General features: G+C 58.1%; 21 protein-coding genes and 1 tRNA gene. 6 read left to right on the top strand and 16 right to left on the bottom strand.

The window, feature by feature from the left end:
* Window positions 1-9: 9 nt before the first annotated feature.
* The 3 genes from gltB to ACR0CA_RS14345 are packed head-to-tail and all read right to left on the bottom strand — an operon-like array spanning window position 10 to window position 6430.
* A complete protein-coding gene (gltB, locus tag ACR0CA_RS14355; RefSeq protein WP_480899790.1) occupies window positions 10-4542 on the bottom strand; it encodes a glutamate synthase large subunit in 4533 nt (1510 codons plus the stop codon).
* The gene (locus tag ACR0CA_RS14350; protein WP_170771505.1) at window positions 4539-4973 is read right to left on the bottom strand and encodes a GFA family protein; all 435 of its coding nucleotides are present in this window, start codon (window positions 4971-4973) and stop codon (window positions 4539-4541) included. The genes gltB and ACR0CA_RS14350 overlap by 4 nt, the downstream gene beginning before the upstream one ends.
* A gap of 23 nt (window positions 4974-4996) precedes the next feature.
* A complete protein-coding gene (locus ACR0CA_RS14345; RefSeq protein WP_480899787.1) occupies window positions 4997-6430 on the bottom strand; it encodes an NAD(P)-dependent oxidoreductase in 1434 nt (477 codons plus the stop codon).
* A gap of 230 nt (window positions 6431-6660) precedes the next feature.
* On the opposite strand from ACR0CA_RS14345, the gene ACR0CA_RS14340 reads away from it, so the two are divergent.
* Entirely contained in the window at window positions 6661-7464 is an 804-nt protein-coding gene (locus ACR0CA_RS14340; protein ID WP_480899784.1) for an undecaprenyl-diphosphate phosphatase, read from the top strand.
* Here ACR0CA_RS14340 and ACR0CA_RS14335 read toward each other — a convergent pair whose 3' ends face one another.
* Window positions 7465-8448 (bottom strand): complex I NDUFA9 subunit family protein, encoded by a 984-nt coding sequence (locus ACR0CA_RS14335; RefSeq protein ID WP_480899782.1) that lies wholly within the window; start codon window positions 8446-8448, stop codon window positions 7465-7467.
* Between the two features lie 199 nt (window positions 8449-8647).
* On the opposite strand from ACR0CA_RS14335, the gene ACR0CA_RS14330 reads away from it, so the two are divergent.
* Window positions 8648-8734: transfer RNA gene (locus ACR0CA_RS14330), tRNA-Leu, on the top strand.
* Window positions 8735-8798: 64 nt separating this feature from the next.
* Here the strand turns inward: ACR0CA_RS14330 and ACR0CA_RS14325 are convergent.
* Complete coding sequence (locus ACR0CA_RS14325) at window positions 8799-9779, bottom strand: hypothetical protein (protein WP_170790249.1); 981 nt, start codon at window positions 9777-9779, stop codon at window positions 8799-8801.
* Window positions 9780-10197: 418 nt separating this feature from the next.
* Here ACR0CA_RS14325 and ACR0CA_RS14320 point away from each other — a divergent pair, with 418 nt between their 5' ends.
* A complete protein-coding gene (locus ACR0CA_RS14320; protein WP_480899779.1) occupies window positions 10198-11730 on the top strand; it encodes a DUF4139 domain-containing protein in 1533 nt (510 codons plus the stop codon).
* A gap of 64 nt (window positions 11731-11794) precedes the next feature.
* On the opposite strand, the gene ACR0CA_RS14315 is transcribed toward ACR0CA_RS14320, so the two are convergent.
* Complete coding sequence (locus ACR0CA_RS14315; protein ID WP_170771492.1) at window positions 11795-12445, bottom strand: carbonic anhydrase; 651 nt, start codon at window positions 12443-12445, stop codon at window positions 11795-11797.
* Window positions 12446-12589: 144 nt separating this feature from the next.
* On the opposite strand from ACR0CA_RS14315, the gene ACR0CA_RS14310 reads away from it, so the two are divergent.
* From ACR0CA_RS14310 to ACR0CA_RS14300, 3 genes are all read left to right on the top strand, one after another.
* Complete coding sequence (locus ACR0CA_RS14310) at window positions 12590-12979, top strand: hypothetical protein (RefSeq protein WP_170771590.1); 390 nt, start codon at window positions 12590-12592, stop codon at window positions 12977-12979.
* Between the two features lie 63 nt (window positions 12980-13042).
* Window positions 13043-14425 carry a leucyl aminopeptidase family protein gene (locus ACR0CA_RS14305; RefSeq protein ID WP_480899775.1) on the top strand — a complete coding sequence of 461 codons (1383 nt, stop codon included), beginning with the start codon at window positions 13043-13045 and terminating at the stop codon, window positions 14423-14425.
* Window positions 14422-15159, top strand: coding sequence for a C40 family peptidase (locus ACR0CA_RS14300; protein ID WP_480899772.1), 738 nt, complete (start codon window positions 14422-14424; stop codon window positions 15157-15159). The genes ACR0CA_RS14305 and ACR0CA_RS14300 overlap by 4 nt, the downstream gene beginning before the upstream one ends.
* Here ACR0CA_RS14300 and ACR0CA_RS14295 read toward each other — a convergent pair.
* The 10 genes from ACR0CA_RS14295 to ACR0CA_RS14250 all read right to left on the bottom strand — a co-directional run bounded on the left by ACR0CA_RS14295 (window position 15156) and on the right by ACR0CA_RS14250 (window position 26093).
* Window positions 15156-15506 (bottom strand): DUF2794 domain-containing protein, encoded by a 351-nt coding sequence (locus ACR0CA_RS14295; protein WP_480899769.1) that lies wholly within the window; start codon window positions 15504-15506, stop codon window positions 15156-15158. The genes ACR0CA_RS14300 and ACR0CA_RS14295 overlap by 4 nt on opposite strands.
* 72 nt (window positions 15507-15578) lie before the next feature.
* Entirely contained in the window at window positions 15579-17246 is a 1668-nt protein-coding gene (locus ACR0CA_RS14290; protein ID WP_480899767.1) for an ABC transporter permease, read from the bottom strand.
* Window positions 17247-17365: 119 nt separating this feature from the next.
* Entirely contained in the window at window positions 17366-18583 is a 1218-nt protein-coding gene (locus ACR0CA_RS14285; protein ID WP_170790244.1) for a phenylacetate--CoA ligase family protein, read from the bottom strand.
* Window positions 18584-18602: 19 nt separating this feature from the next.
* Window positions 18603-19436 carry an ABC transporter ATP-binding protein gene (locus ACR0CA_RS14280; RefSeq protein ID WP_170771463.1) on the bottom strand — a complete coding sequence of 278 codons (834 nt, stop codon included), beginning with the start codon at window positions 19434-19436 and terminating at the stop codon, window positions 18603-18605.
* A gap of 74 nt (window positions 19437-19510) precedes the next feature.
* Window positions 19511-20791 carry an ABC transporter substrate-binding protein gene (locus ACR0CA_RS14275; protein WP_170771461.1) on the bottom strand — a complete coding sequence of 427 codons (1281 nt, stop codon included), beginning with the start codon at window positions 20789-20791 and terminating at the stop codon, window positions 19511-19513.
* A 74-nt stretch (window positions 20792-20865) separates the two neighbouring features.
* A complete protein-coding gene (locus ACR0CA_RS14270; protein ID WP_170771459.1) occupies window positions 20866-21942 on the bottom strand; it encodes a branched-chain amino acid ABC transporter permease in 1077 nt (358 codons plus the stop codon).
* A gap of 3 nt (window positions 21943-21945) precedes the next feature.
* Complete coding sequence (locus ACR0CA_RS14265; protein ID WP_170771457.1) at window positions 21946-22203, bottom strand: hypothetical protein; 258 nt, start codon at window positions 22201-22203, stop codon at window positions 21946-21948.
* Window positions 22204-22205: 2 nt separating this feature from the next.
* On the bottom strand, window positions 22206-23192 hold the full coding sequence (locus tag ACR0CA_RS14260) for a branched-chain amino acid ABC transporter permease (protein WP_480899761.1): 987 nt from the start codon (window positions 23190-23192) through the stop codon (window positions 22206-22208).
* Window positions 23193-23221: 29 nt separating this feature from the next.
* Window positions 23222-24040: an ABC transporter ATP-binding protein gene (locus ACR0CA_RS14255; protein WP_170355671.1), complete on the bottom strand. Its 819-nt coding sequence runs from the start codon at window positions 24038-24040 to the stop codon at window positions 23222-23224.
* 79 nt (window positions 24041-24119) lie between these two features.
* Window positions 24120-26093, bottom strand: coding sequence for an AMP-binding protein (locus ACR0CA_RS14250; RefSeq protein WP_480552187.1), 1974 nt, complete (start codon window positions 26091-26093; stop codon window positions 24120-24122).
* Window positions 26094-26217: the final 124 nt, after the last annotated feature.

Genomic DNA, 26217 nt, shown 5'->3' with positions numbered 1-26217 from the left:
ATTGGCGACTTATTCTGCCGGAACGGCTTCAACCTCATTGGTCAGAGGATGGCTGAGCTTGTTCAGCATCTCTTTCGGGCAGACCTGCAGGAAATTGGCCTTTTCCACATCCCAATGTTGCAGGATATCAGCGGCCTTGCGGCTGAAGGTCTCAGACTGATGAGTTTCGATCAGCGTTTTCAGCTGGTCTTCCCAATGGTCCACCGTAACCGGGCAGGTCACCAGCGTTTCCATGTTCATCAGAGCCTGTGCCTTGCCTTCGGGATCGTACAGGTACGCCATGCCGCCGGTCATGCCCGCGCCAAAGTTGGCACCAATGTCGCCTAGAATCACGGCGACACCGCCGGTCATGTATTCGCACCCGTTCGAGCCACAGCCCTCGATCACCACTTTGGCGCCCGAGTTCCGAACCGCGAACCGTTCGCCTGCGCGGCCTGCTGCGAACAGTTGGCCATCGGTGGCGCCGTACAGAACAGTATTGCCGATGATCGTGTTGTCATCTGCCTTAAGCGGGCTGACCTGCGGTGGGCGCACAACGATCATGCCACCGGAAAGGCCCTTGCCAACATAGTCGTTAGCATCGCCAGACACTTCCAGCTTGAGCCCCGGAGCCGCAAACGCCCCCAGCGACTGACCGGCCGAGCCCTGCAATTTCACATGCAGGTGGTCGTCCTGGAACGTGTTCCGCATCCCGAAATTCTGCACGATATGGCTGGACACCCGAGTACCAACCGTCCGGTGCGTGTTCTGGATCGCGTAGGACAGCTGCATCTTCTCGCCGTCTTTCAGGAACCGCGCCGCATCGCGCACGATCTCGGCATCCAGCGTATCCGGCACTGCGTTGCGGTCCTTGTCGCGGTTATAGACGATGTCATGTGCGCCATCGACGGTGATCAGCAGCGGGTTCAGGTCCAGATCGTCCAGATGCGCCGAGCCACGGCTTACCTGCGCCAGCAGATCGGCCCGACCGATGATTTCGTCAATCGAGCGCGCACCAAGGCTGGCCAGCAGCTCGCGCACTTCCTGAGCGTAGAAGGTGATCAGGTTGACGACCTTGTCGGCATTGCCGGTGAATTTGGCGCGCAGGGATTCGTCCTGCGTACAGACGCCGACCGGGCAGGTGTTTGACTGACACTGACGTACCATGATACAGCCCATCGCGATCAGGGCAGCGGTGCCGATACCGTATTCCTCGGCTCCCATCATTGCAGCCATGACGATGTCGCGCCCGGTGCGCAGACCACCATCTGTCCGCAGAGTCACGCGGTCGCGCAGGTTGTTCATCGCCAGAACCTGATGCGCCTCGGTCAGGCCCATCTCCCACGGCAGACCGGCGTATTTGATCGACGTCGCAGGCGACGCACCCGTGCCGCCATTGTGACCCGAAATAAGGATGATATCCGCTTTCGCCTTGGCCACACCGGCTGCAATCGTGCCAACGCCCGAGGACGCAACCAGCTTCACTGTCACCTTACAGCGCGGGTTGATCTGTTTCAGGTCATAGATCAGCTGCGCCAGATCCTCGATCGAATAGATGTCGTGGTGCGGCGGCGGTGAGATCAGCGTCACACCCTTGGTCGAATGCCGCAGGCGCGCGATCAGGTCGGTGACTTTCATACCCGGCAACTGACCACCCTCACCGGGTTTCGCACCCTGGGCGACCTTGATCTCAAGCTCCTCACACTGGTTCAGGTACTCGGCTGTCACACCAAACCGGCCCGAAGCCACCTGTTTGATCTTGGCCGAGGGGTTGTCGCCATTGGGCTCGGGCACGAAATGCGCCGGATCTTCGCCTCCTTCACCCGAGTCAGATTTCGCGCCAATCCGGTTCATCGCCACATTCAGCGTTTTGTGCGCCTCGGGGCTCAGCGCACCCAGCGACATGCCCGGCGTGACAAAGCGCTTGCGGATCGAGGTGATCGACTCGACCTCTTCAATCGGCACCGGTTTGCCCAGCGGTTTGAAATCCATCAGGTCGCGCAGATGAATCGGCGGGTTCGATTGCATCTTGGCCGAGTATTGCTTCCACAACTCGTAAGATGCGCGGTTACAGGCCATCTGCATCATGTGCATCGAGGTCGCTTCCCACGCGTGGGTCTCACCCGATTTGCGCGCCTTGTAGAAACCACCGATGGGAAGCACGTCCAGACCGCTGTCCCAGCCCTTGGCATGGATTTCCTCGGCCTTGGTCTGAATACCGGTCACACCGATACCGGAAATCCGGCTGGTCATGCCGGGGAAATACTCAGCCACCATGGCACGGCTAAGGCCCACGGCCTCAAAGTTCAGACCACCGCGATAAGAGGAGATCACCGAAATGCCCATCTTGGCCATGATCTTCAGCAGACCTTGGTCGATTGCCTCTCGATAGCGTGCGACGTTTTCGGTCAGCGTGCCATCCAGCAAGCCGCGATCAATGCGGTCAGCCAGCGAGTCTTCGGCCAGATAAGCGTTCACCACGGTCGCGCCACAACCGATCAGAACCGCAAAGTAATGCGGATCGACACATTCGGCCGAGCGCACGTTCAACGAACAGAAAGTCCGCAGCCCCTGACGGGTCAGATGCGAGTGCACCGCGCTGGTCGCGAGAATCATCGGCATCGCCACGCGACCTGCGCCCGAACCCATGTCGGACAGCACCAGATGCCCCGCGCCCGAGCGCACGGCCTCTTCTGCTTCGGCTCTAACACGAGTCAAAGCGGCGTTTAACGCGCCCCGACCGGGTTCAAAGCTACAATCTATTTCCGCCAGCGGCGAACCGAGATTTTCTACCAGCTTGTCCCATTGGGTGTTGCCGACAAAGGGGCTGTCCAGCGTGATGATCTCGGTCTGGCTGCTGTCTTCGTCCAGCACGTTTTTCAGGTTACCGAACCGGGTTTTCAACGACATGACGCGGTATTCGCGCAGACTGTCGATCGGCGGGTTGGTCACCTGGCTAAAGTTCTGGCGGAAGAAATGGCTGAGCGGGCGGTATTGCTTGGACAAAACCGCCGATGGCGTGTCATCGCCCATCGAGGCCAGGGACTCTTTGCCGTCTTCAGCCATGGGGGCAAGGATTTGCTCCAGCTCTTCAACAGAATAACCGGCTGCGATCTGTCGCTTGCGCAGTTCCTCTCCGCTGAACTTCGCGGTTTCGGTCACGCCTGACAGGCTTTCATTCAGATCGTTGATCTTGCCAACCCATTCGCCAAAGGGCAGGGCACGGGCCAGTTTGTCCTTGATCTGCGTGTCGCGGTACAGCTTGCCACGCTTCATATCCACGGCCAGCATCTGACCCGGACCCAGCGCGCCTTTTTCCGTCACCGATGCCTCATCAATCGGCACCATCCCGGCCTCCGACCCGGCGATAACCAATCCATCACCCGTCACAACGTAGCGCATCGGGCGCAAACCATTCCGGTCGAGCCCGGCGCAGACCCAGCGACCATCGGTCATGGCCAGAGCGGCGGGGCCATCCCATGGCTCCATCACCGAGTTGCAGTAGGAATACATGTCGCGCCACGCCTGCGGCAGCTCGACCGCCTGTTTGGACCAGCTTTCCGGCACCAGCATGGTTTTCGCCATTGGAGCAGACCGGCCCGCACGCACCAGAACCTCGAAAACCGAGTCTAATGCGGCGGAGTCCGACGATCCGCCAGCGATGATCGGTTTGATGTCCTCGGCGTAGTCCCCAAAGGTCGAGGATGCCATGCGGATCTCATGGCTTTTCATCCAGTTGACGTTGCCTTTCAGCGTGTTGATCTCACCATTATGGGCCAACATGCGGAAGGGCTGGGCCAGCCACCATTGCGGGAAGGTGTTGGTCGAATAACGCTGGTGATAGATCGCAAAGGCCGATTCAAAGCGTTCGTCCATCAGGTCGGGATAGAAAACCGCAACCTGTTCGGCCAGCATCATTCCTTTATAGATGATCGAACGGCAGGACAGCGACGCCAAATACAGGCCGGAAATTCCTGCCGCCAATGCTGCCTTTTCGATCCTACGACGGATCACGTAGAGCTCGCGCTCAAAGGTGTCTTCGTCCACACCTTTGGAGTTAGAGATCAGGATCTGCTCGATTTCGGGCCGGGTCGCATTGGCCTTTTCACCCAGGCAAGTCACATCGACCGGCACGTGGCGCCAGCCATAGATGTAGTAACCCATGCGCAGCACTTCGGTTTCCACGATGGTCCGGCACTGTTCCTGCGCACCAAAGTCCGTACGGGGCAGAAAGACCTGACCGACTGCGATCAGCTCATCCAGATTGGGTTCGTGGCCGGTACGGCGAATCTGGTCATAGAAGAAGGGTACAGGGATCTGCACATGGATACCCGCGCCATCGCCGGTCTTGCCATCGGCATCCACAGCGCCCCGGTGCCAGATCGCCTTGAGCGCATCAATCCCCGCGTCGACCACCTTGCGCGACGGCTTACCGTCGACAGACACGACAAGGCCTACGCCGCAGGATGAATGTTCTTCCTCCTCGGAATAGAGACCGTTTTCAGCCATCCACTGACGTTTGGCTTCTTCGGCGCGCACCCAATCGGCATCATATTTGGTCATTGGCTGTCTCCTTCTTCCGAGGGGGCGTACATGGCCTCGACCTCGGCTTTGGTCATTTGCTTGCGTTCACCTGCGAACGCGTATCCTTCGGGCTTTTTGTCGAAGTAAAGTTCAAGTTTCAGCGTGTGGCCTGTATCCTGAAACAGGCCTGCCGCGATTTGCGTGTGTCCGTGCATTTCACCTGGAAGCGTGATCCGGTACCACAGCGCCGAGCCGCAGTCAGCGCAGAAGGCGCGCTCGGCCCAATCGGACGAGGTGAAGGTCTTGACCGGCCCAAGCGCGGCGTAGCCTTCTTCGGCCTGAAAAGTAACCAGCATCGAACTTGTCCAGCGTCGGCATTGGTCGCAATGGCACGCGCCCAGCGCATCGCGCGCGGGCGTCGCGGTCACCGTGACCGCGCCACACATGCATTGGCCTTGCAACTCGGGCATTTCGAGGCTCCTGATCGCTGGGTCTATTCGGCTGCGACTGCAGCCTTGGCGTTGAACCGGTCGATGATCGCATCGGCACAATCGCGCCCGTCGCGGATCGCCCACACGACCAAAGAGGCCCCGCGCACGATGTCACCGATGGCATAGACGCCGTCCATCTCGGTCTCGCCGGTCTGGAAGGCGGCCTTGACGGTACCCCAGCGTGTCACCGGCAGGTCGGGCTGGCCGAACAGGCTGGGCAGGTCTTCGGGCTCAAAGCCAAGCGCCTTGATCACCAAATCGGCGTCTTCGACATAGTCCGCGCCTTCGATCACCTCGGGGGCCTGACGTCCGGTTGCGTCGGGCTGGCCCAAGCGCATCTTCTGCACCATCACTCCTGTGACTTCGTCGTCGCCGGTAAAGCCCTTGGGCGCGCTAAGCCACTCAAAAACCACACCTTCTTCCTCGGCGTTCTGAGTCTCGCGCTGCGAGCCGGGCATGTTCGCGCGGTCGCGGCGATACAGGCATTTGACCGACGTCGCCCCCTGACGGATCGAAGTACGCACACAGTCCATCGCGGTGTCGCCGCCGCCGATTACGACAACCTTTTTGCCAGCCGCGTTCAGGCGACCATTGTCGAAGTCTTCAACCGCATCGCCGAAGCTTTTGCGGTTCGAGGCCGTCAGGAAGTCAATCGCCTTCTCGATCCCGGCCAAACCGCTGCCCGGCATGGACAGGTCGCGCGATTTGTAAACGCCAGTGGCGATGATCACTGCGTCGTGCTTCCCACGAATTTCTTCGAATTTCGTGGCGTCGACGTCGCAGTTCAGTTCAAATGTCACGCCACCATCTGCCAGCAGATCGTTGCGACGCTGCACGATGTCCTTTTCCAGTTTGAAACCCGGAATACCATACATCAACAAACCACCGGCGCGGTCATAGCGGTCATAGACCGTTACCTGAATACCGGCGCGGCGCAGCATGTCGGCAGCCGCCAGACCACCAGGACCCGCACCGATGATGCCGACGCTTTCGCTGCGCTCGGTGCCCGGAACAACGGGCTTAACCCAACCTTTGTCCCATGCGGTATCGGTGATGTATTTTTCGATCGTGCCAATGGTCACGGTGCCATGGCCGGACTGTTCAATCACGCAATTGCCTTCACACAAACGGTCCTGCGGGCAGATACGGCCACAGATCTCGGGGAAGGTGTTGGTAGCCTGACTGGTCTGATAGGCCTCTTCCAAGCGCCCGGTTGCGGTCAGGCGCAGCCAATCGGGGATATTGTTGTGCAACGGGCAATGCGACTGACAATAGGGCACACCACATTGGCTGCAGCGACTGGCCTGCTCTTCCGCCTTGGCCGAGGCGAATTCGGCGTAAATCTCGTCAAAGTCTTCCTTGCGCGTGTCTGCGGCACGCTTTTCGGGCATGGCGCGATCGACTTGCACAAATTTCAGCATCGGTTGCTTGGCCACGGGTCAGACTCCATGAATTGGCTTGGTCGAGCTTCCATAAAAGATGCAAGATCAGATGAAAAGTCATAAATGCTGACCTATTTAGTAATTTCCAAAACAAAATTTCCAATGATGTCCAAAAACTTTGAAAAAATAGATCCGATTCGGACCTATAAGTGTCCTTTCCTTTTCAACGCAGCACTTATACCCATGAATCGCATAAAACACGTGGCAATGGCACGGGCAGGTTCATGAGTCTTTTTCAGCTGATTCTTGTGGCAATCATTCAGGGCGTCACCGAATTCCTGCCGATCTCATCCTCGGGCCACCTGATTCTTCTGCCCAGCCTGACCGGCCTGCAAGATCAGGGTTTGGCCATAGACGTAGCGGTTCATGTGGGAACTTTGGGTGCCGTGGTCCTGTATTTCTGGCCCGACGTAAAGTCCGCGGCGGCGGGGCTGCCCCGCGCGCTGCGCGGTAAAACGGACACTGAACAAGCGCGACTGGCCTTGGGGCTGATCGTTTCGACCATCCCGACCGTAATCCTTGGGGCGGTCCTGTTTCAAAGCGGACTCAGCCAATCCCTGCGCTCGATGGCGGTAATCGGATGGACCATGCTGGGCTTTGGGCTGTTGCTTTATTGGATGGATCAGAAAGGCCCGCAGACAAAAGAAGCCAAGGACTGGGGACTGAAAGATGCAGCCATCATGGGGCTGTGGCAGATGCTGGCGCTGATCCCCGGCACGTCGCGGTCCGGCATCACAATCACCGGCGCACGGCATCTTGGGTATACGCGAGAAGAGGGCGCACGGATCGCAATGCTGATGTCGATCCCGACGATCCTGGCCTCGGGCATCCTGCTGTCGGTCGACGTAATCCAAGAGGCCGACCTGCGGCTGGCCATCGACGGCGCCATCGCCGCCCTTTTTGCCTTTGCCGCCGCCTTGCTGGCGCTATCCCTGATGATGCGCCTGCTGCGCAGTGTCAGCTTTACGCCTTACGTGATCTACCGCGTTTGTCTGGGCGTGATCCTGCTGATCATCGCCTACAGCTGATCAGGTGCGCAGATTGTCGGCCGATCTCTGGATCTCGTCATACTGACCCGAGGGGCGGAACTTCCACAGATAGTCCGGAAGAACCGATTCCAGCGTGGCGGGTTCAATCCCCAGATCGGCAAAACCCTTGGCTCCGTCCGACACGACATTGTCGCGCCGCAGGTTCTTTAGCTGATCGCGAGTCAGGATGTTGTTCGGGAACAACTGGAAACTTACGAACTTCACAATATCCAGAACGCCGGCCATTATCCGGGCCACAAAGAATGGCATCCCGAGAATGATGCGGTGGCGATGGATCACATCAAGCATCTGCTGCATGAGCGCGCGGAAGGATTTCACCTCGGGCCCGCCCAGCTCATAAGTGCCAGCCTTGGCTTGTCCCAAAACGCCCTGCACAGCGGCTTTGGCCACATCATCCACATACACCGGCTGGAATTTCGTCTCAGCGCCCACCAGCGGCAGGAATGGCCCCATGCGGGTCATCCCGGCAAAGCGGTTGAAGAACTGATCCTCGGTCCCGAAAATGACCGAGGGGCGCAAGATCACGGCACCGGGCATATGTTCCAGTACGCCGGCTTCACCCTGTGCCTTTGTCTGCGCATATTCGCTGTCCGAGTCCGCATCCGCGCCGATGGCCGAGATATGGACCATCGTCGCGATCCCCTGCTTGGCCGCAATCCGTGCGATCCGTTCGGCACCTTCGGCCTGAACGGCGTCAAACGCGTTCTTGCCCAGCTCGTTCAGCACACCCACGCAGTTCACCACCGCATCCGCGCCCTGCATAGCCGCTGCGACCGAGGCATCGTCGCGGATATTGCAAAGAATAGGTTCGACCTGCCCGACCACGCCATAGGGTTTGACAAACATCGCCTCGTTCGGACGGCGCACCGCTACCCGAACACGCCACCCTTCGCCTGCCATGCGCCGCGCGACATACCGGCCGACAAACCCAGATCCGCCATAAATCGTGACCAGTTTTGACATAGAAGGGCTCCTGTTTTTAGGTCCAGATCCGATCTACCGCCCAAAAGGTCGCGGAACAAGGCGCAATAACGCCGCGTGCAAGGGAAAGACCCCACCATTCTCAGGGGTGTTCCATATGCGGTCAAAAAACTTTCAAAAAACTTCCCGAATCCGGTTGACGCCCCTCGCCAGTGGGCTTAAACGCCCCTCCACGACACCTGCCCAGGTGGCGGAATTGGTAGACGCGCTAGCTTCAGGTGCTAGTGTCCGTATGGACGTGGAGGTTCGAGTCCTCTCCTGGGCACCATCTCTTCCGAAAACTCGCTGTTTTGTCCGGACGCAAATGTCCGTTCTTGCAACATGCTGTACCATCAGTCTGTTTCGACGAGCGCTTTCATTTCGCTGTTCCGCTTTTTTGCTTGCTTCTGAACGCGTTGAATAAACGTTGGTAACAGGTTCGGACCTTGTTGCGATCTGTATGACTCACTTGCTTCGTCGCCAATTAGTTCAGCGTATTTTACCCATGTGCGAAAACTGAAAACATCCCTCAGACTGAGAAACGTTTTCGAGTTCGTCTTCCGCAAGGATGTCGGGAGCTTCAAGTTTTTGAAATAGCGCGTCTCTTTCGTAACCCAATCATCTGGTACCTTGAACTCACTGAATGCTTCAGCTTCGTTGAATTTAAAATCCGGGTATTCCTGCACGAACTCGGAGCATCCGTGCGAAATTTTTGTACGAATCCCCTTTATCCCGTTCCGAATTTTGAGGCTTTCGAAAGCTACCATGCAGTCCTTGGCTTCTTCGATGCTCTGGCAATAAATATACCCTTTATAGGGGTATTTGATGCCATCTCTCAGCTCAATCATGCACTTCCTTGCATTGTCGTTCGGCAGATTGAGCAAAAGCAAAAGGAAATAGGTCTGGAACATCTCGTCTAGATTTGAAGGCAAGATTTGCACTTTGTAGCAATCGTGACAAAGCCGCGATATCACCTTGGTTTCTTTGAAGAACTTGATCCTCGTATCGCAGTGCGTTTGTTGGCCTTTGATTGTCATGACCCGGCCCGAAAACGCCTGAGCAATCGGGACGGCAGTAGCCATGCCTGCAGAAGACAAGACAGACATCCAATGATGATAACTTTCGCAAATTTGCGAGCGATCCAGCATGTCCTGACGCCAATCTGGACCTAGGTCTTCATTTATCCGGGCCTGCGTCGCGCCAAAGGTACCGCTTGCATTCTCGGAATTTTCCCAAAGGTCCAAAAGAGTAACGAGACGCCTGATGGCAGGACCGTCTTTGGGATTAATCAAAACCCTGTCTTCAAGCTTCCTGACCTGAGCGCCAATCGACATCCCACACCTCCTGCCTGCGGAAATCTCCTACAGGCATGGTGATCGCTTTGATCCGCATTGCGGTCAACTCATTTGCTCACGGACGCAAACAATAGATCCCCCCAAGCTTAAAAGGTCAGGACACCTCCTGTTCCGCCACGACCTCGGCAAATCCGGTGAAGAACTTGCCCCACAGTTTTTTGGCTATCCCTGCAATCAAACGGCTGCCCAATCTGGCGACTCATTTTCTTTTGACTTGATGCAGCGCAGCACTCCTGCAACCTATACGGTATGGTGCCACTGATTTGTTGCGAGTTGTTATGAAATCTTTGATCTATTCTTTAGCCTTGTTGCCGACACTTCTACATGCTGATCTACGACACTTCTACATGCTGATCTACATGCTGAAACTTTTACCATTGAAACCAATGTTAGCGCCGTGACTGTGTACCCGGAAGGGGCTCAGATCACCCGAACAGGCGCATTCGATGTGCCAGCGGGCCGTCATCGACTGGTTCTGTTGGGCACACCGAAAAGCGACGATGTAGGCTACCAAATCGCGACAATGCAGTTTCGCGCAGATGGATTAAGTCAGACGGCTCTGATCTCACGCTACGCAGACGTGCCCTGGCGCGACTATGTCGGCGAGGCAGTCAAAAAGGTAGAAGAACGTATCGAAGACATAGAATCTCGAATCCAATCGGTCGAGGATCAGGCTGACACCGCCCGATTGAAGGCCCAAGCTGCCGGTCACACGATTGCGTTCCTCACAAATCTGGGGCGTAACGTAGGTTCGGCCGAGTCGGATCCCGAAAACCTGCGCAGCATTGCCCGCATGGTTGGCGACGAAACCCTTGATGCTGAAAACACCGCGCAGGCAGCAGAACTTGAGGCGCGAGAAACTGAAACCCAACTGGCAGAGCTTGAGGCCGAGCTGGAAACGGCGCACGCTGATCTGGCCGCGCTTGTGCCGGAAGCGGATGAACGTATCTTTATCGCCGTAGATGTTATTGCCGAAGAAGATACAAACGGAACACTATCGCTGTCAAATCTCACTTATGAAACTGCATCATGGCAACCGGCTTATGTCTTTGATCTGAAAACCGGAAATACCCCGAAGGTGCAGATCAAACGCAGCGTCTTTGTGGCTCAAACGACTGGTGAAGACTGGAACGACATCGCCCTGAGCGTTTCCACACTGCAACCCGACGATCAAAGCACTGCGTCTAGGATTCGAACCAAACGCCGCTCTATCCGTGAAAAGCCCAAAACGCTGGAAGAACCGGTCGTAGAGGCGCCGGTTGTGGTCGAAGAAACCGCGAGAAGTTGGAACCCGAGCGCCGCGTCAGTCCAAGGAACGGGCACGACCTATACGCTGCCAGTGCCGATCTCGATTTCCAGTGGATACGGGGCCGCCGAACTGGAACTGGATAGCATATCTCAATCTGCAGAACTTTTTGCCTTGGCCAACCCCAGCAGGGACGACACGGCTTATCGCACTGCGCGTTTCACGAATCCGTATGCACAAAACCTAATCTCCTCGGAATATGCCAGATGGCATGTCGATGGCGTTCTGGTCGCAATCGATGCCAGCCCCGAAATCGGACCTCGTGAAGAGGTGGAATTGGGATTTGGTCCTCTTTATGCTCTGACTTTGAAGCACCAAATCCTGGGACGGCGCAGCGGTGACGTCGGGTTGATATCACGCTCGAACGAAAGAGTTGAACGCGCTCAAATTCACATCGAGAATCTCTCGGACCAAACTTGGCCCCTACGGCTGCTCGAGAGCGTCCCCTTTTCCGAACAGGATGATCTGAATATCACCTGGAGCGCAAATCCCAGCCCTGCCGAAGAAAATGTCGATAACCGGCGGGGAGTTCTGGCGTGGGAAATGGAGTTGGCCCCCGGACAGGCAGAAACCATTCAAATCGAGACAGAACTAAACTGGCCCGAGGGTATGATCCTACGGTGATTCAATTGCACAAAAAAGAGAAGGGCCTGACCGGCCCTTCACATCGCATTGCGCCTATCGAAAATCAAACAACCACGAACTTCTTTTCATGCGGGTCATAGCATTGCAGCCCCCCCTCTCCGATATCGGTCCACAGACCGTGCAGGCTCAGTGATCCGTCCTCGACTGCTGACGCAATGAACGGAAAGGTCAGCAGGTTTTCCAGCGAGGCAACAACCGCATGCCGCTCGAATTGGCGTGCCTGGTCCGTGCTGTCCTCGATATCGGCCACCAGATCGTATTTCGGCTTGAGGATGTCCATCCAGCGCCCGACAAAACTGTCCTTGGCTTCAAGCTGAGGGGCCTGACCCTTGCACATGTCGATACAGCCCTGAACGCCGCCACATTGCGAGTGGCCCAACACGATCAGATGCGCCACTTTCAGCGCGGTCACGGCGTATTCGATGGCGGCGCTGGTGCCGTGGTGATCTCCGTCCGGGGCGTATGGGGGGACGAGGTTGGCGATGTTACGGTGAATGAAGAAATCGCCCTGATCCGCGCCGAACATCGACGTCACGTGCACCCGGCTGTCGCAACACGAAATAACCATCGCGCGCGGGCGCTGACCCTCGGTTGCGAGGCGCCGGTACCAGACCTGATTTTCGGAATAGGTGGTGGCTTTCCAGCCGTGATACCGTTTGACCAGATAGCTCGGCAGAGGTTTGGCGCGTTCCATTCTTACGTCCTTAGTCTTGTGTCTGACGAGTGCTGTAACCCGAATTCACCGAAAATTCGAGCCATTATCCCGCAGCACTGCAAGGTTTTGCAAAGGAATTTCACGCCACAGTAGGGCCACACCGTGGGGGTGCAAGGAATTGGGGTGAATGTGGTGGAAAAGATAATCACGCTTGAACACAAGGAATCCGTCCGCTTGGACCCAGAGCGTCTGAACGGATTGTGCGGACAGTTGGGGGATCAGAATGCATTGGACGTGTTGTGTCGCACGGTCGAGGAACTGGCCGTGCGCCTGTCAAATTGCGAACGCTACTGGCGGCGGCGCGACTGGGTGAGCTTGCGCAAATGCGCGCGTTCTCTGGTGGCGATTTCCGAACAGGTTGGGATGACCGCTTTGGCGCGCGTAGCAGGGGACGTGGCGCATAATGTTGATGTCGGCGATGCCGTGGCCACGGGGTCAACGCTGTCGCGCCTGATCCGCGTGGGTGAAAAATCGCTGACCGTCATCTGGGACCAGCAGGACCTTTCGGTCTGACGGGGCTTGCGAACGGATCGTGGGTGACTAGGCTGGGCGCAATTCGAACCAGTTGAGATCGCCATGACCCTGTCTTTTGCCCCTGCCTCTGACCCGTCCCTGCCATTGCACGTGATCGCGCAGCCCGATCTGGAAAGCTGGCTTTCGGATCAGCCTGGTTTTGTGGCGGCTTGGGTGGAACACAGCGGGTTCACGGCCGGTTTGGGTCAAACTCTGTTGATACCCGGTGCAGAGGGTACGCCGTCCATGGCGCTGGCGGGCTACGGCAAACCAGCAGGGCGGGCGCGTAAACGGTTCCCACTGGCCGCAGCGGCCGAAGCGTTGCCCAAAGGCACGTATCGCATAGCCTCGGGGGTATCGGATGATGTGCTTGAGACTGAATGCCTGGGATGGTTGCTGACCGGATACAGTTTTGACCGCTATGCCAATCAATCCGACGCCAAAGCGCGCCTCGTCGCACCGGCTGGTGTGAATCCGACCCGATTGGAGGTTCTTGCCAAGGCCGAGGCGTTGATCCGCGATTTGGTCAACACCCCCGCCTCGGATATGGGGCCGGACCAGTTGCAGGCCGCATCTGAAGCGCTGGCGCAGGAATTCGGTGCATCCTGTTCGGTGATTGCAGGCGATGATCTGTTGGAACAGAATTTTCCCATGATCCACACGGTGGGCCGTGCCGCCGCGCAGGCTCCTCGCCTGATCGAGATGAACTGGGGCAACGCCGGGCCAAAACTGACTCTGGTCGGTAAGGGTGTCTGTTTCGATACTGGCGGGTTGAACCTGAAGCCCGGTGCCTCGATGGGGTTGATGAAAAAGGATATGGGCGGGGCAGCCAACGTGCTAGGGCTGGCGCGGATGATCATGGCGCTGAACCTGCCGCTGCAACTGCGTGTTCTGATCCCAGCGGTTGAGAATTCGGTGGCTGGGAACGCTTTTCGACCCGGCGATATCCTGACCTCGCGCAAGGGTCTGACGGTCGAGATCAATAATACCGATGCCGAAGGGCGTCTTGTTCTGGCGGACGCGCTGGCGCTGGCGGATGAGGGGAAACCAGACCTTGTTATTTCGATGGCGACGCTGACCGGGGCGGCGCGTGTGGCTGTTGGTGCTGATCTGGCGCCCTTCTACACCGACAGCGACAGGGCTGCCGACGCCTTGACCCACGCGGCGCGCGCAGCAGCCGACCCAGTCTGGCGGATGCCCTTCCATGAGCCTTACGAAGGCATGATCGAACCCGGCATCGCCGATCTGGACAACGCCCCTGCGGGTGGATTTGCCGGGTCGATCACTGCCGCCCTGTTCCTGCGCCGTTTTGCGGTCGACAGTCCCTATATACACTTCGACATCTATTCGTGGCAGCGCAGCAAAGAACCCGGACGCAGCAAGGGCGGGCTGGGTCAAGGCCCACGTGCCCTTTTGACCGCCCTGCCCGAGATGCTGGGCCTATGACCCAACACCGCATCATACAGCCGGTCGTCGATCTGATGCGCAGCCCAGATGGGCCCCGGGATCGGCAACTTTTGTATGGGGATACGGTCGCAGTCACTGATACAGTAGAGGGTTGGAGCCGGATCACATCAGACAAGGACGGTTATCCGGGCTGGGTCCGGTCGGGCCAGCTTGGCCCGGACACCCCCGCAACCCATTGGATTACCGCCCCAGCCACCCATGCTTATACCCAAGCGGATATGAAAAGCCCGGACATCGCGTCACTGAGCTTCGGCGGCAGGATAACCGCCCGGTCCGAAGTGAACGGGTTTCTGGAAACCGAACTTGGTTTCATTCCCGCCGTTCACGCCAAACCCATCGGCGTCACCCTGACCGACCCAGTCGCCGTGGCCGAGCTGTTTCTGGGCACACCGTATCTGTGGGGCGGCAACAGCCGAAGCGGGCTGGATTGCTCGGGCCTTGTGCAGGCCGGATTGCTGGCCTGCGGGATGCCTTGCCCGGGTGATAGCGGAGATCAGGAACGCGCGGTCGGGCAAACTCTGCCAGACGGCACCCCGCCTCAACGTGGTGATCTATTGTTCTGGAAGGGCCATGTTGCATGGGTCTATGCCGAGGACATGCTTCTGCACGCCAATGCCTTCCACATGGATGTGACCTTTGAGCCGATGGCGCAGGCCATTGCGCGGATCAAAGATCAGGGTGACGGACCGGTGACCAGCCACAAAAGGCTCTAATTAAGGTCAACCGAGCGGATCAGCTTGCGTTCTAGAACCCGCAGCACGGTACGCAAATCCTGGCCGCGCTTCAGGATGCGGCCATCCATGCCGACCACCGAATACATCCCCTGTTTCTGCCGTAAGCGCGGGTGCTTTTCGACCCGGTATATCGGGTGTTCGGCCGTGCGGCGAAAGATCGAAAACACGGCCATATCGCGGAGGTTGGAAATGCCGTAGTCCCGCCATTCTCCGGCGGCGACCATCCGACCATAGACGGACAGGATATGAGACATCTCGTGGCGGTTGAAGGCGACGGGCATCTGGGCCGAGTTACCAGAGAACCGGCTGGGAGGCTGCATGTTCATACCCCAAGCCTTGCCGGAAAACGCGTCTGAATCAAGCCCACCCAACGCAAGGTGTGGTAATTTTGAAGCGACCTAGCGTCTGCGCCCCACTTGCCGGCAGATCAGAATAACCGGCAACAGCCCCACAGCCAGAATAACCAGCGACGGCACCGCAGCCCCCTCGAGCCGTTCGTCCGAGGCCAGCCGATAGGCTTGCACCGCCAGTGTGTCGAAGTTGAACGGGCGCATGATCAGGGTCGCGGGCAGCTCTTTCATCACGTCCACAAACACGATCAGCAGCGCGGTCAGCAGCGATGGTGTCAGAATCGGCAAGTGCACGCGGCGCAACGTGCCCAGCGGGCTTTGCCCCAAGGACCGAGAGGCCGCGTCCATATTGGCGTGGACTGTGCTTTGACCGCCCTCATAGGCACTTAGCGCAGCGGCCAGGAACCGGACCATATAGGCCGCAACCAGCAGCCAGATCGAGCCGGTGACAAGCAACCCGGTCGAGATATCGAAAGTCTGCCGCATCCACGCATCCAGAGCATTGTCGAAACTGGCAAAGGGCACGATCAGTCCGACGGCGATAACGCCGCCCGGCACCGCATAGCCCAGCCGCGCCATATACCCTGTGCTAGAGGATACCCGACCAGGCCGAAGCCGCTGAAAGAACCCAACGCAGATCGCAGCAAAAACTGTCACGACCGCAGCCGTCCCTGCCAAAATCAGCGAGTTTTGAATGAACCCGATATAGCGTCGCGACAGCAGGTTTTGTTCCGATTCCATCCCCATCTGAACCAGGATGAACACAGGCAATAGGAACCCCAGCAACACCGGGATGATACACAGCGTGAACGCCGCTGCCGCCTGCCATCCCTTTAATTGGGCCGAGGGCAGCGCGGCGTGGCTTTTGCCCGCCTGATAATATTTCGCTTTGCCGCGTTGCATCCGTTCGGCCACGGCCATGACCAGCGCAAAACCCAGCAGGCACAAGGCCAGTTGCGCGGCGGCGGCACGGTCTCCGATAGAAAACCAACTCGTGTAGATGCCGGTGGCAAAGGTCTGCACGCCAAAATAGGCGACGGTGCCGAAATCTGCGATGGTCTCCATGATCGCCAGCAACACGCCCCCTGCAATCGCCGGGCGCGCCATTGGCAACGACACGCGCCAGAATGCGCCCCAAGGGCTGTTACCCAGCGCGCGGGCCGCCAGAAAGGCAGTGGCGCTTTGCTGCAAAAAAGCCGCGCGAGCCAGCAGATAGACATACGGGTACAGCACGAGGATCAGCATAACCGCCGCGCCTTCGGTCGAGCGGATCTCGGGGAACCAATAGTCGCGCGGACCCCAGCCGGTCATGTCGCGCAGGGTGGTCTGAACGATACCGGGGTGGTCCAAAATAAACGTATAGGCATAGGCCAGAACATAGGCCGGAAAGGCCAGCGGCAGCACCAGAGCGATTTCCAGAAACCGAACTCCGGGAAAGCGCGTCATCGTTACCAGCCACGCCGCACCGACACCGATGGCAAACGTCCCCATCGCCACCAAAACAACCAGCACCGCAGTAGTCAGCGCATAGCCCGGCAAGACCGTGTCCATCAGGTGCGAGATCGTGTCCGTCCCGCCCGTCACCGCCGCCAGAACGACGGCCAGCATAGGCAGCAGGCAGGCCGCCGCCACCAGACAAGCCACGGTCGCCACCAACCGGGTGCCCAACGCGCCGCGATTGCGCGTTCCATGTTCTGAGAATTCGACGTCGGCCATGATCCCGGCTTGTTACTGGCTAAGGCGCAGGTTTCGTCTTTAATCGACCAAAACGGTCGGAAACACCAGTGGGCAGGGATACAAATCTGCGGCACATACTGCCGCAGACCTGCTTGGCGTCATTCGTAAACGCGCTGATCCTCGATCACCAACCCATCCTTAGGCAGTGATCCCGGTGCGACGACCTCGATCGCGCCTTTCAGTTTCAGCAGCTCGACAACCGATTTGGCATAGGCCATGTCATCGCCACCGGGGCTTTCGATCTGAACGGTCATCATGTCCATCTCACCCTGGCGGGCGGCAATGACGCGAGCTTTGACGATCTCGGCATGTTTATCGACCAGCGCGGCCACCTGTTCGGGGCGCACAAACATACCCTTGATCTTGGTGGTCTGATCGGCGCGGCCCATCCAGCCCTTGATCCGTGCATTGGTGCGCCCGCAAGATGACTGGCCGGGCATGATCGCCGATAGATCGCCTGTCGCGAAACGGATCAGTGGATAATCGGGGTTCAAAGAGGTCACGACGACCTCACCCACTTCACCCTCTGCCACTGGGGTACCGGTGCCGGGGGTCACGATCTCGACAATGACATGTTCGTCGATGATCATCCCCTCCATGGCGGGGCTTTCGTAGGCGATGTTACCCAGATCGGCGGTCGCATAGCATTGCAGGCACGAGATTCCACGATCCGCGTATTCCTGCCGCAGTGACGGGAACAAGGCCCCGCCCCCTACGACGGCGGTGGTGAAATGAAGCTGGACACCCATCTCATCCGCCTTGTCCAGTATCACCTTCAGATAGTCCGGCGTCCCGGCATAGGCGGTGCAGCCTACATCGCGCGCTGCTGTCACCTGCAACTCGGTCTGGCCGGTGCCTGCGGGCAGAACAGCCGCTCCGACCGCGCGCGCGCCGCTTTCAAAGATCATACCCGCGGGCGTCAGGTGATAGCCAAAGCAATTCTGAACGATATCGCCCGGCCCTACACCAGCAGCGTGCAGGAACCTGCCCATACGCCACCAGTCGGGATCGGTGCTACCCGGTTCATAGATCGGACCCGGAGACTGAAACACATGGTGAAAATGCCGCGCAGGTTTGACCGTGAACCCCCCGAACGGTGGACGCGCAGCCTGCGCCTGCGCCAGATGGGATTTGCGCAGTACCGGTAGTTTGGGCAAGTCCTCGACAGACGCAACACCACCCGTCTCCACATCCGTCAGATGCGTTTGAAAACCGGGGGCGGAAAGGGCCCGAGCAAGTTGTTTTTGCAGCGCCTCGGCCTGATCAGCGGCGCGTTTGTCGGCTGATCGGGTCTCGAGTGCGTCGAAATAGGTCATCGCCAGATCCTCCATCCGCTTACAGCCACCTCTTGCGGCGGCGATAGGACCGCACATCGCGGAAGCTTTTGCGGCCCTCATCCGACATGCCGAGATAAAATTCCTTCACGTCCGGGTTCTCGCGCAGTTCCGCCGCCGGGCCATCCATCACAACGCGACCCGATTCCAAAATGTAGCCGTAATGCGCAAACCGCAGCGCCACATTGGTGTTCTGTTCGGCCAACAGGAAGGACACACCCTCTTTTTCATTGAGGTCCTTCACGATTCCGAAAATCTCTTCGACAAGCTGCGGGGCCAGACCCATCGAGGGTTCGTCCAGCAGGATCGTCTCGGGCCGCGACATCAATGCGCGCCCCATGGCGACCATCTGTTGCTCACCACCCGAAGTATATCCGGCTTGGGATTTGCGGCGTTCGGCCAGCCGTGGGAAATAGGAATAGACAAGCTCAAGGTCTTTCTGGATCGCCGCCGCACCGTCCTTGCGGGTATAGGCACCAGTCAGCAGGTTTTCCTCAACCGTCAGGTGTTCGAAGCAATGGCGGCCTTCCATCACCTGGATGACACCCTTTTCAACCAAATCCGCCGGATCGCTTTCATGCACGCTGGTGCCGCGATACTTGATCGTGCCTTTCGTCACCTCGCCGCGTTCGGAATGCAGCAGGTTCGACACCGCCTTGAGCGTCGTCGTCTTGCCAGCCCCGTTTCCACCCAGCAGCGCGGTAATACCGCCCTTGGGCACGGTCAGGCTGACGCCTTTGAGGACGAGGATCACGTGATTGTAGATCACCTCGATATTGTTGACCTCAAGCAGGGTTTCGGTCTGCACTTCGGTGTTTTGAGCCGCATCCAGCATCAGCGCGTGTCCTCAAGCCTTGTGTTTACGTCGGGACGGCGAGAGCCCGCCGCCCCGTGTTTCAGATCACCGGATCAGCAGCGCGAACCGATGTTGTTTTCCGACGCATATGCACCCGAATCCTCGTTGATCAGCGGACCGATCACGTCGCCATCGGTGGCTTTGAACTCGGAAATCAGGCTCCAGGTCTTGTTGGTCGCATCCCACTGGGTCACACCGACCAGAGCGTCGCCGCCGTGGTTTTCACACGAAACCGAGAAGGTCGGGCCAAAGTTTGGCAGGCCCAGTTCGGTCATTTTGGCTTCGGTGATTTCCAGCGCTTCCATGCCGTCGCGCATCATCGCAGGGGTGATGTCAGCGGTGCCGTGGATTTCCTGCGCTTTCTTGGCAGCTTCGGCAGCCAGCATTGCGGCATAGAGGCCACGGTTGTACAGAACCGTACCCACCTGATCGCCCGCGCCAGCGGCTTTACCGGCATCGACGACATATTTCTGCAGGTCATCAAAGACCGGGAAATCGGTGCCCACATTGTGGAAGGTCAGCGCCTTGTAGCCATTCGCAGCTTCACCCGCTGGCAGCACGTCGTTTTCCGAGCCCGACCACCAGATGCCGATGAAGTTTTCCATCGGGTAACGGATGTTGGCAGCTTCCTGCACCGCCACCTGGTTCATCACGCCCCAGCCCCACATCAGGACGAAATCGGGACGATCACGGCGGATTTGCAGCCACTGCGACTTCTGCTCCTGACCAGGATGATCCACCGGCAGGGCAACCAGCTCGAACCCGTGCTTGGCAGACAGCTCTTCCAGCGTGCGGATCGGTTCCTTGCCATAGGCCGAGTTGTGGTAGACCAGCGCGATTTTCTTGCCGCTCAAGTCGCCATTGTTTGTATCCAACAGGTAGTTGATCGCGCCCGAGGCCCCATCCCAGTAGTTCGCAGGATAGTTGAACGTATGGCTGAACACATCGCCGTTTTTGGCCGAGGTGCGTCCATATCCCATCGTGTGCATCGGAATGCCATCTGCGGTGGTTTTGGGGATCAGCTGATAGGTGATACCAGTCGACAGCGGCTGATACACCAGCGAGCCTTCGCCCTTGGTGGATTCATAGCATTCCACACCTTTTTCGGTGTTATAGCCGGTTTCGCATTCGATCACCTTGGTCGCCACGCCACCAATACCGCCATCGCGTTCATTCAGCAGGGTAAAGTAATCAGCATAGCCATCCGCGAACGGGATACCGCCCGCCGCATAAGGCCCGGTCCGATAGCTGAGCGACGGGAATACGAGGTCGGCCATAACCGGACCTGCCGCCATTGCGGCGCCGAGCGCCATGGTTGCCAGTTTCAATTTCATCGGGTGTCTCCTCCCTTGGTTGGTCCGATGGTGAGTTCGGGCTTTGCACCCGTTATCTGATTGGGCCGGACCGCTTAGTGCGGGAACGGCCAGAGTCGGAGTTTCTCTTTGGCCACGCGCCACAGCTGCGCCAGCCCATGCGGTTCAAGGATCAGGAACATGATGATCAGCGCGCCAACGATGACGAGATTCAAATGAGCCACGATATCGGTGGGCCAGCCTAGCATGTCCGCGCCGACAACCTTCAGGACAACGGGCAAAAGCACAAGGAACGCAGCCCCGGCAAAAGATCCAAAGATGGATCCCAGTCCACCGATAATGATCATGAACAGCACCAGGAACGATTTCTGAATACCGAAGACTTCGCCGACCTCGACCGCGCCCAGATAAACCGCAAAGAACAACGCACCCGAAATACCCACAAAGAACGAGCTGACAGCAAAAGCCGTCAGCTTAGCCCGAAGTGGATTCACACCAATGATCTCGGCCGCGATGTCCATGTCCCGGATCGCCATCCATTTACGTCCTGTGGTACCACGCGTCAGGTTGCGAGCGACGACGGCGCAGACTGCTAGGAAGATCAGGCAAAACAGATAGGTTGCCCATGCAGGCGCATTCGGGCCGGTAATGATGATACCAAACACATCGCGTTCCGGCGCATTAATTTGCCCCGAGGCCGAATAGTTGTAGAACCACGGCACCCTGTTGAACAGCCAGACAAGGAAGAACTGCGCCGCCAAAGTCGCCACGGCCAGATAGAATCCTTTGATCCTAAGGCTTGGAAGGCCAAACAGCACACCGACCAACGCGGTGATACCTCCGGCAAGGATCACATGGATGAACATGCTGACATCCGGGAAGGCCGTCATCAGCTTATAGCAAGCATAGGCCCCTACAGCCATGAACCCGCCGGTGCCCAGCGAAACCTGCCCGCAATAGCCCACCAGAATGTTCAGTCCGATCGCCGCAATCGCATAGATCAGAAACGGCAGCAGCAGCGCATTTGCCCAATAGTCGTTGATGATGAACGGGATGATCCCAAACGCCACGGCAAGCACCACATAGTACCGATACCGGTCGAACTTGATCGGGAAGGTCTGGCTGTCATCCACGTAAGAGACTTTGAAATCTCCGGCCTCACGATAGAACATGTCTTACTTTCCCCATTCTTCCTGCGCCCGGTTGCGGGCTGCGGCATCCAGTTGGTTCGATCCCTTGGCATATCCCGTCGCCTCGGACGCACGGACCAGCTTGAGGTAAGCCAGGATGCCCATGACCAGTCCGGCAAAAGCCAGGATCGCTGCGATTGTCACCTGCCCGTCCGTCAGATCATCCGACGTCAGAGCGATATATCCAAAGGCCCAGAACCCGGCCCATGCGATCACGTTGGTGATGGCGAGGAACTTTTGCATCGCTACACCCTCTCGATGATCTTCTCACCGAACAGACCCTGCGGCCGGAACACGAGGAAGATCAGCGCCAGCACATAGGCAAACCAGTTCTCGGTCGCACCGCCCACAAGCGGGCCGATGGCAAATTCGAACAGTTTCTCGCCCACACCGATGATCAACCCTCCGACAATCGCTCCGGGGATCGAGGTGAACCCGCCCAGCATCAGCACCGGCAGCGCCTTGAGCGCGATCAGCGATAGCGAGAACTGCACACCCGATTTCGTACCCCACATGATGCCTGCGACAAGGGCCACGAACCCGGCGACCGACCAAACCATCACCCAGATGAAATTCAGCGAAATCCCCACGGACAGCGCCGCCTGGTGGTCATCGGCCACCGCACGCATCGCCCGGCCTTGCTTGGTGTACTGGCTGAACGCCACCAGCGCCGCCACCAGCAATGCCGCGATAACTGTTGCAACAATGTCCAGATTGTCGATGAAGAAACCGTAGCCGAAGATGTTGAACGTGCTCTCATCGATCCAAAGGTTGATGCCCTGCGGCAAGCCCACATCCAGCGTCTTGATCTCGGACCCCCACATCAGGTCAGCCACACCTTCCAGCAGATAGGCCAAACCAATCGTTGCCATGAACAGGATGATCGGCTCCTGACCCACCAGATGGCGCATCACAAAGCGCTGCACCGCCCAGGCCAGCAACACCATTACCGCCATGGTCAGAATAATCGCCAGCAGCGCAGGCACGTTCCAGCCGAAGTGATGGATATGCGTGCCGAAGGTGGCATTGATCAGATGCGCAAACGGTACCTGCCCGTTCATGATGCCCACCAGAGTCATCGCCGCAAACAGCGCCATAACCCCTTGGGCATAGTTGAAAATCCCCGAAGCCTTGTAGATCAGCACAAAGCCCAGCGCGACCAGCGCATAAAGGACCCCGGCCATCAGGCCATTCAGAATGACCTCCATCGCGAATACCAACTGATCAGGCATGTCCGCCCCCTCTCATGTCTGTCAGATGCTTAGTCATGGCTCACCCCCAGATAAGCGTCGATGACTTCCTGATTGTTGCGCACCTCATCGGGTGTGCCGTCACCGATCTTGCGGCCATAATCCATCACCACCACGCGGTCGCTCAGGTCCATCACAACGCCCATGTCGTGTTCGATCAGCGCGATGGTGGTGCCAAACTCGTCATTCACGTCCAGGATAAAGCGGCTCATGTCCTCTTTTTCCTCGACATTCATGCCCGCCATCGGCTCATCCAGCAGCAGCAGCTTTGGCTCCGCCGCCAAGGCTCGCGCCAGTTCGACCCGTTTCTTCAGCCCGTAGGGCAGGCGAGACACAGGTGTTTTGCGGATGTGCTGGATTTCCAAGAAATCGATGATCTTCTCGACCGCCTCGCGATTTTCCGTCTCTTCCGCCTCGGCTTTGCCCTTCCACAAGGCCTGTTGGATAATATTCGTCTTCATGAAGCCCAAACGCCCTGTCATGACGTTATCCAAAACGCTCATCCCCTCGAAAAGAGCGATATTCTGGAACGTCCGTGCAATCCCCTGCTGCGCCACCTCAAAGGGTCGCATCTGCGGGCGTTTTGATCCGTGAAACCAAACCTCACCCTCCTGCGGCACATAGAACCCCGAGATCACGTTCAGCATCGAGGACTTGCCCGCCCCATTCGGTCCGATAATTGCCCGGATCTCACCCTCGCGAATGTCGAACGAGATATCCTTGATTGCCACCACACCGCCAAAACGCAGGGTGATGTTCTTCATCTCCATCACCACACCGCCGATCTTGCGGCCGTCTTCGGTGACATATCCTTCGGAACTATCCAGCATCAGATCCTCCCTGAGCTGTAAAAAAACGGGACGGCGGGCGGGGCGATGACCGTCAGGTCGAGCGGCGCTCGAACGGCCCTCATTCCGCCGCCACCTTGTGCGAGGTCGCAGCAACAACCGGCGCGTCCACAATTTCCAGCGTGGCCGAGATCGACCCCTTACGCCCGTCCTCATAGGTTACTTCAGTCGTAGTCGAAACGCTGGATGATCCGTCATAAAGCGCATCAATGATGTCGTGGAACTTCTCCTCGACAAACCCGCGGCGCACCTTTCGGGTCCGGGTCATTTCACCATCATCCGCATCCAACTCTTTGTGCAGGACCACAAAGCGATGCACCTGACAGCCCGACAGCATCTCATCTGCCGCAACCGACTTGTTGACCTCTTCCACATGCGACTTAATCGTCTCTAACACACGGGGATGACTGGTCAGTTCCTGATAGGACCCATAAGCCACATTGTTGCGCTCAGCCCAGTTACCCACCGCTGTCAGGTCGATATTAATAAAGGCCACGCAGCGATCCTTGCCATTACCAAACAGAACAACCTCCAGAATATCGGGATAGAACTTCAGTTTGTTCTCGACATATTTCGGCGCAAACATCGACCCGTCGGCCATTTTGCCCACGTCCTTGGCACGGTCGATGATCCGCAAATGGCCGGACCCTTCCTCGATGAACCCGGCATCCCCGGTTGCCACCCAACCCTCGGCATCCTTGGTCGACGCGGTCGAATCCGGGTTATTGTAATACTCGACAAACACACCGGGCGAGCGATAGTGAATCTCGCCCTTATCGTCGATCTTCAACTCGACATCCGGCGCAGGAACACCAACCGTATCCGCGCGCACCTCACCGTCCGGCTGTACGGTGATAAAGACGGTGGCTTCGGTCTGACCATAAAGCTGTTTCAGATTGATCCCCAGCGAGCGGTAGAAATCAAAAATCTCAGGCCCAATGGCTTCACCCGCCGTATAGCCGACGCGGAACCGGCCATAACCCAGCGTATCCTTCAACGGACCATAAACCAGCATGTTGCCCAGCGCGTATTTTACCTTGTCGCCAAACCCGACCGGCTTGCCATCCAGCAACAGACCGCCCACCTTTTTGGCGTGATCCATAAAGTGTCGGAACATGCGTTGCTTCAGCTTGCCCGCATCCTCCATCCGGATCATCACATTGGTCAGCTGCGTCTCAAACACGCGCGGAGGGGCAAAGAAATAGGTCGGCCCTATCTCGCGCAGGTCGGTCATCATCGTGTCGGCGCTTTCGGGGCAGTTCACGCAGAAGCCGCACCAATAGGCCTGACCGATCGAGAAGATGAAATCGCCCACCCACGCCATCGGCAGGTAGGACAGAATATCTTCGTTCCGGGTCAGATGATCGAACTCGGCCGAGTTCTTGGCGCTTTCGATCACATTACGGTTCGACAGCACCACGCCCTTGGGCTTGCCCGTAGTGCCCGAGGTATAGAGCATCACGCAGGTATCGTCATAGGTGATCGCCGCGATACGCTTGTCCAGTTCCGCGTCGAACCGTGCGTGACCGGCGCTGCCCTCGGCCATGATGTCGTCCAGCGCGTTCATCTGACTGTGGTCGTATTTCCGCATCCCGCGCTTGTCAGTGTAGAGGATATGCTTGACCTGTTGCAGCCCCTGCTGAATCTCGATGACCTTGTCGACCTGCTCCTGATCACCGCAGACGACGTATTTTGCGCCGCAATGTTCCAGCACATAGGCCATCTCTTCCGCGACCGAGTCCTGATACAGCGGCACCGGCACCGCCCCCACCATCTGCGCGGCCACCATCGACCAGTAATGCGCCGGGCGGTTGCGGCCTATGACGGCGATATGGTCGCCCTTCTCAACGCCGATCTCCAGAAATCCCAACGCCAGTTTACGCACCTCGGCGGCGGTCTCAGCCCAGGACCAGCATTGCCAGATCCCGAATTCCTTTTCCCGGTAGGCCGGGGCATCCCCGAACTGCGTCGCATTGCGATGTAACAGCGCCGGAAGGGAAACCAACCCTTCAGCGCCCGATTGCGTCTGAGCCAATCTTTCTCTCCTCCCCACCCGACCCCTCCCTTGGGTCGGAAATGGCGGGTTCGGGATGGTGCCCGAACGCCAATGCCCCACGAAGGGACAGGCGGAGGATCAGCGGCAAGTTTTGCCTGATGTT

It is taken from the genome of Ruegeria sp. F12 (assembly GCF_056533885.1).
This window is presented reverse-complemented; position numbering and strand designations above follow the sequence as displayed.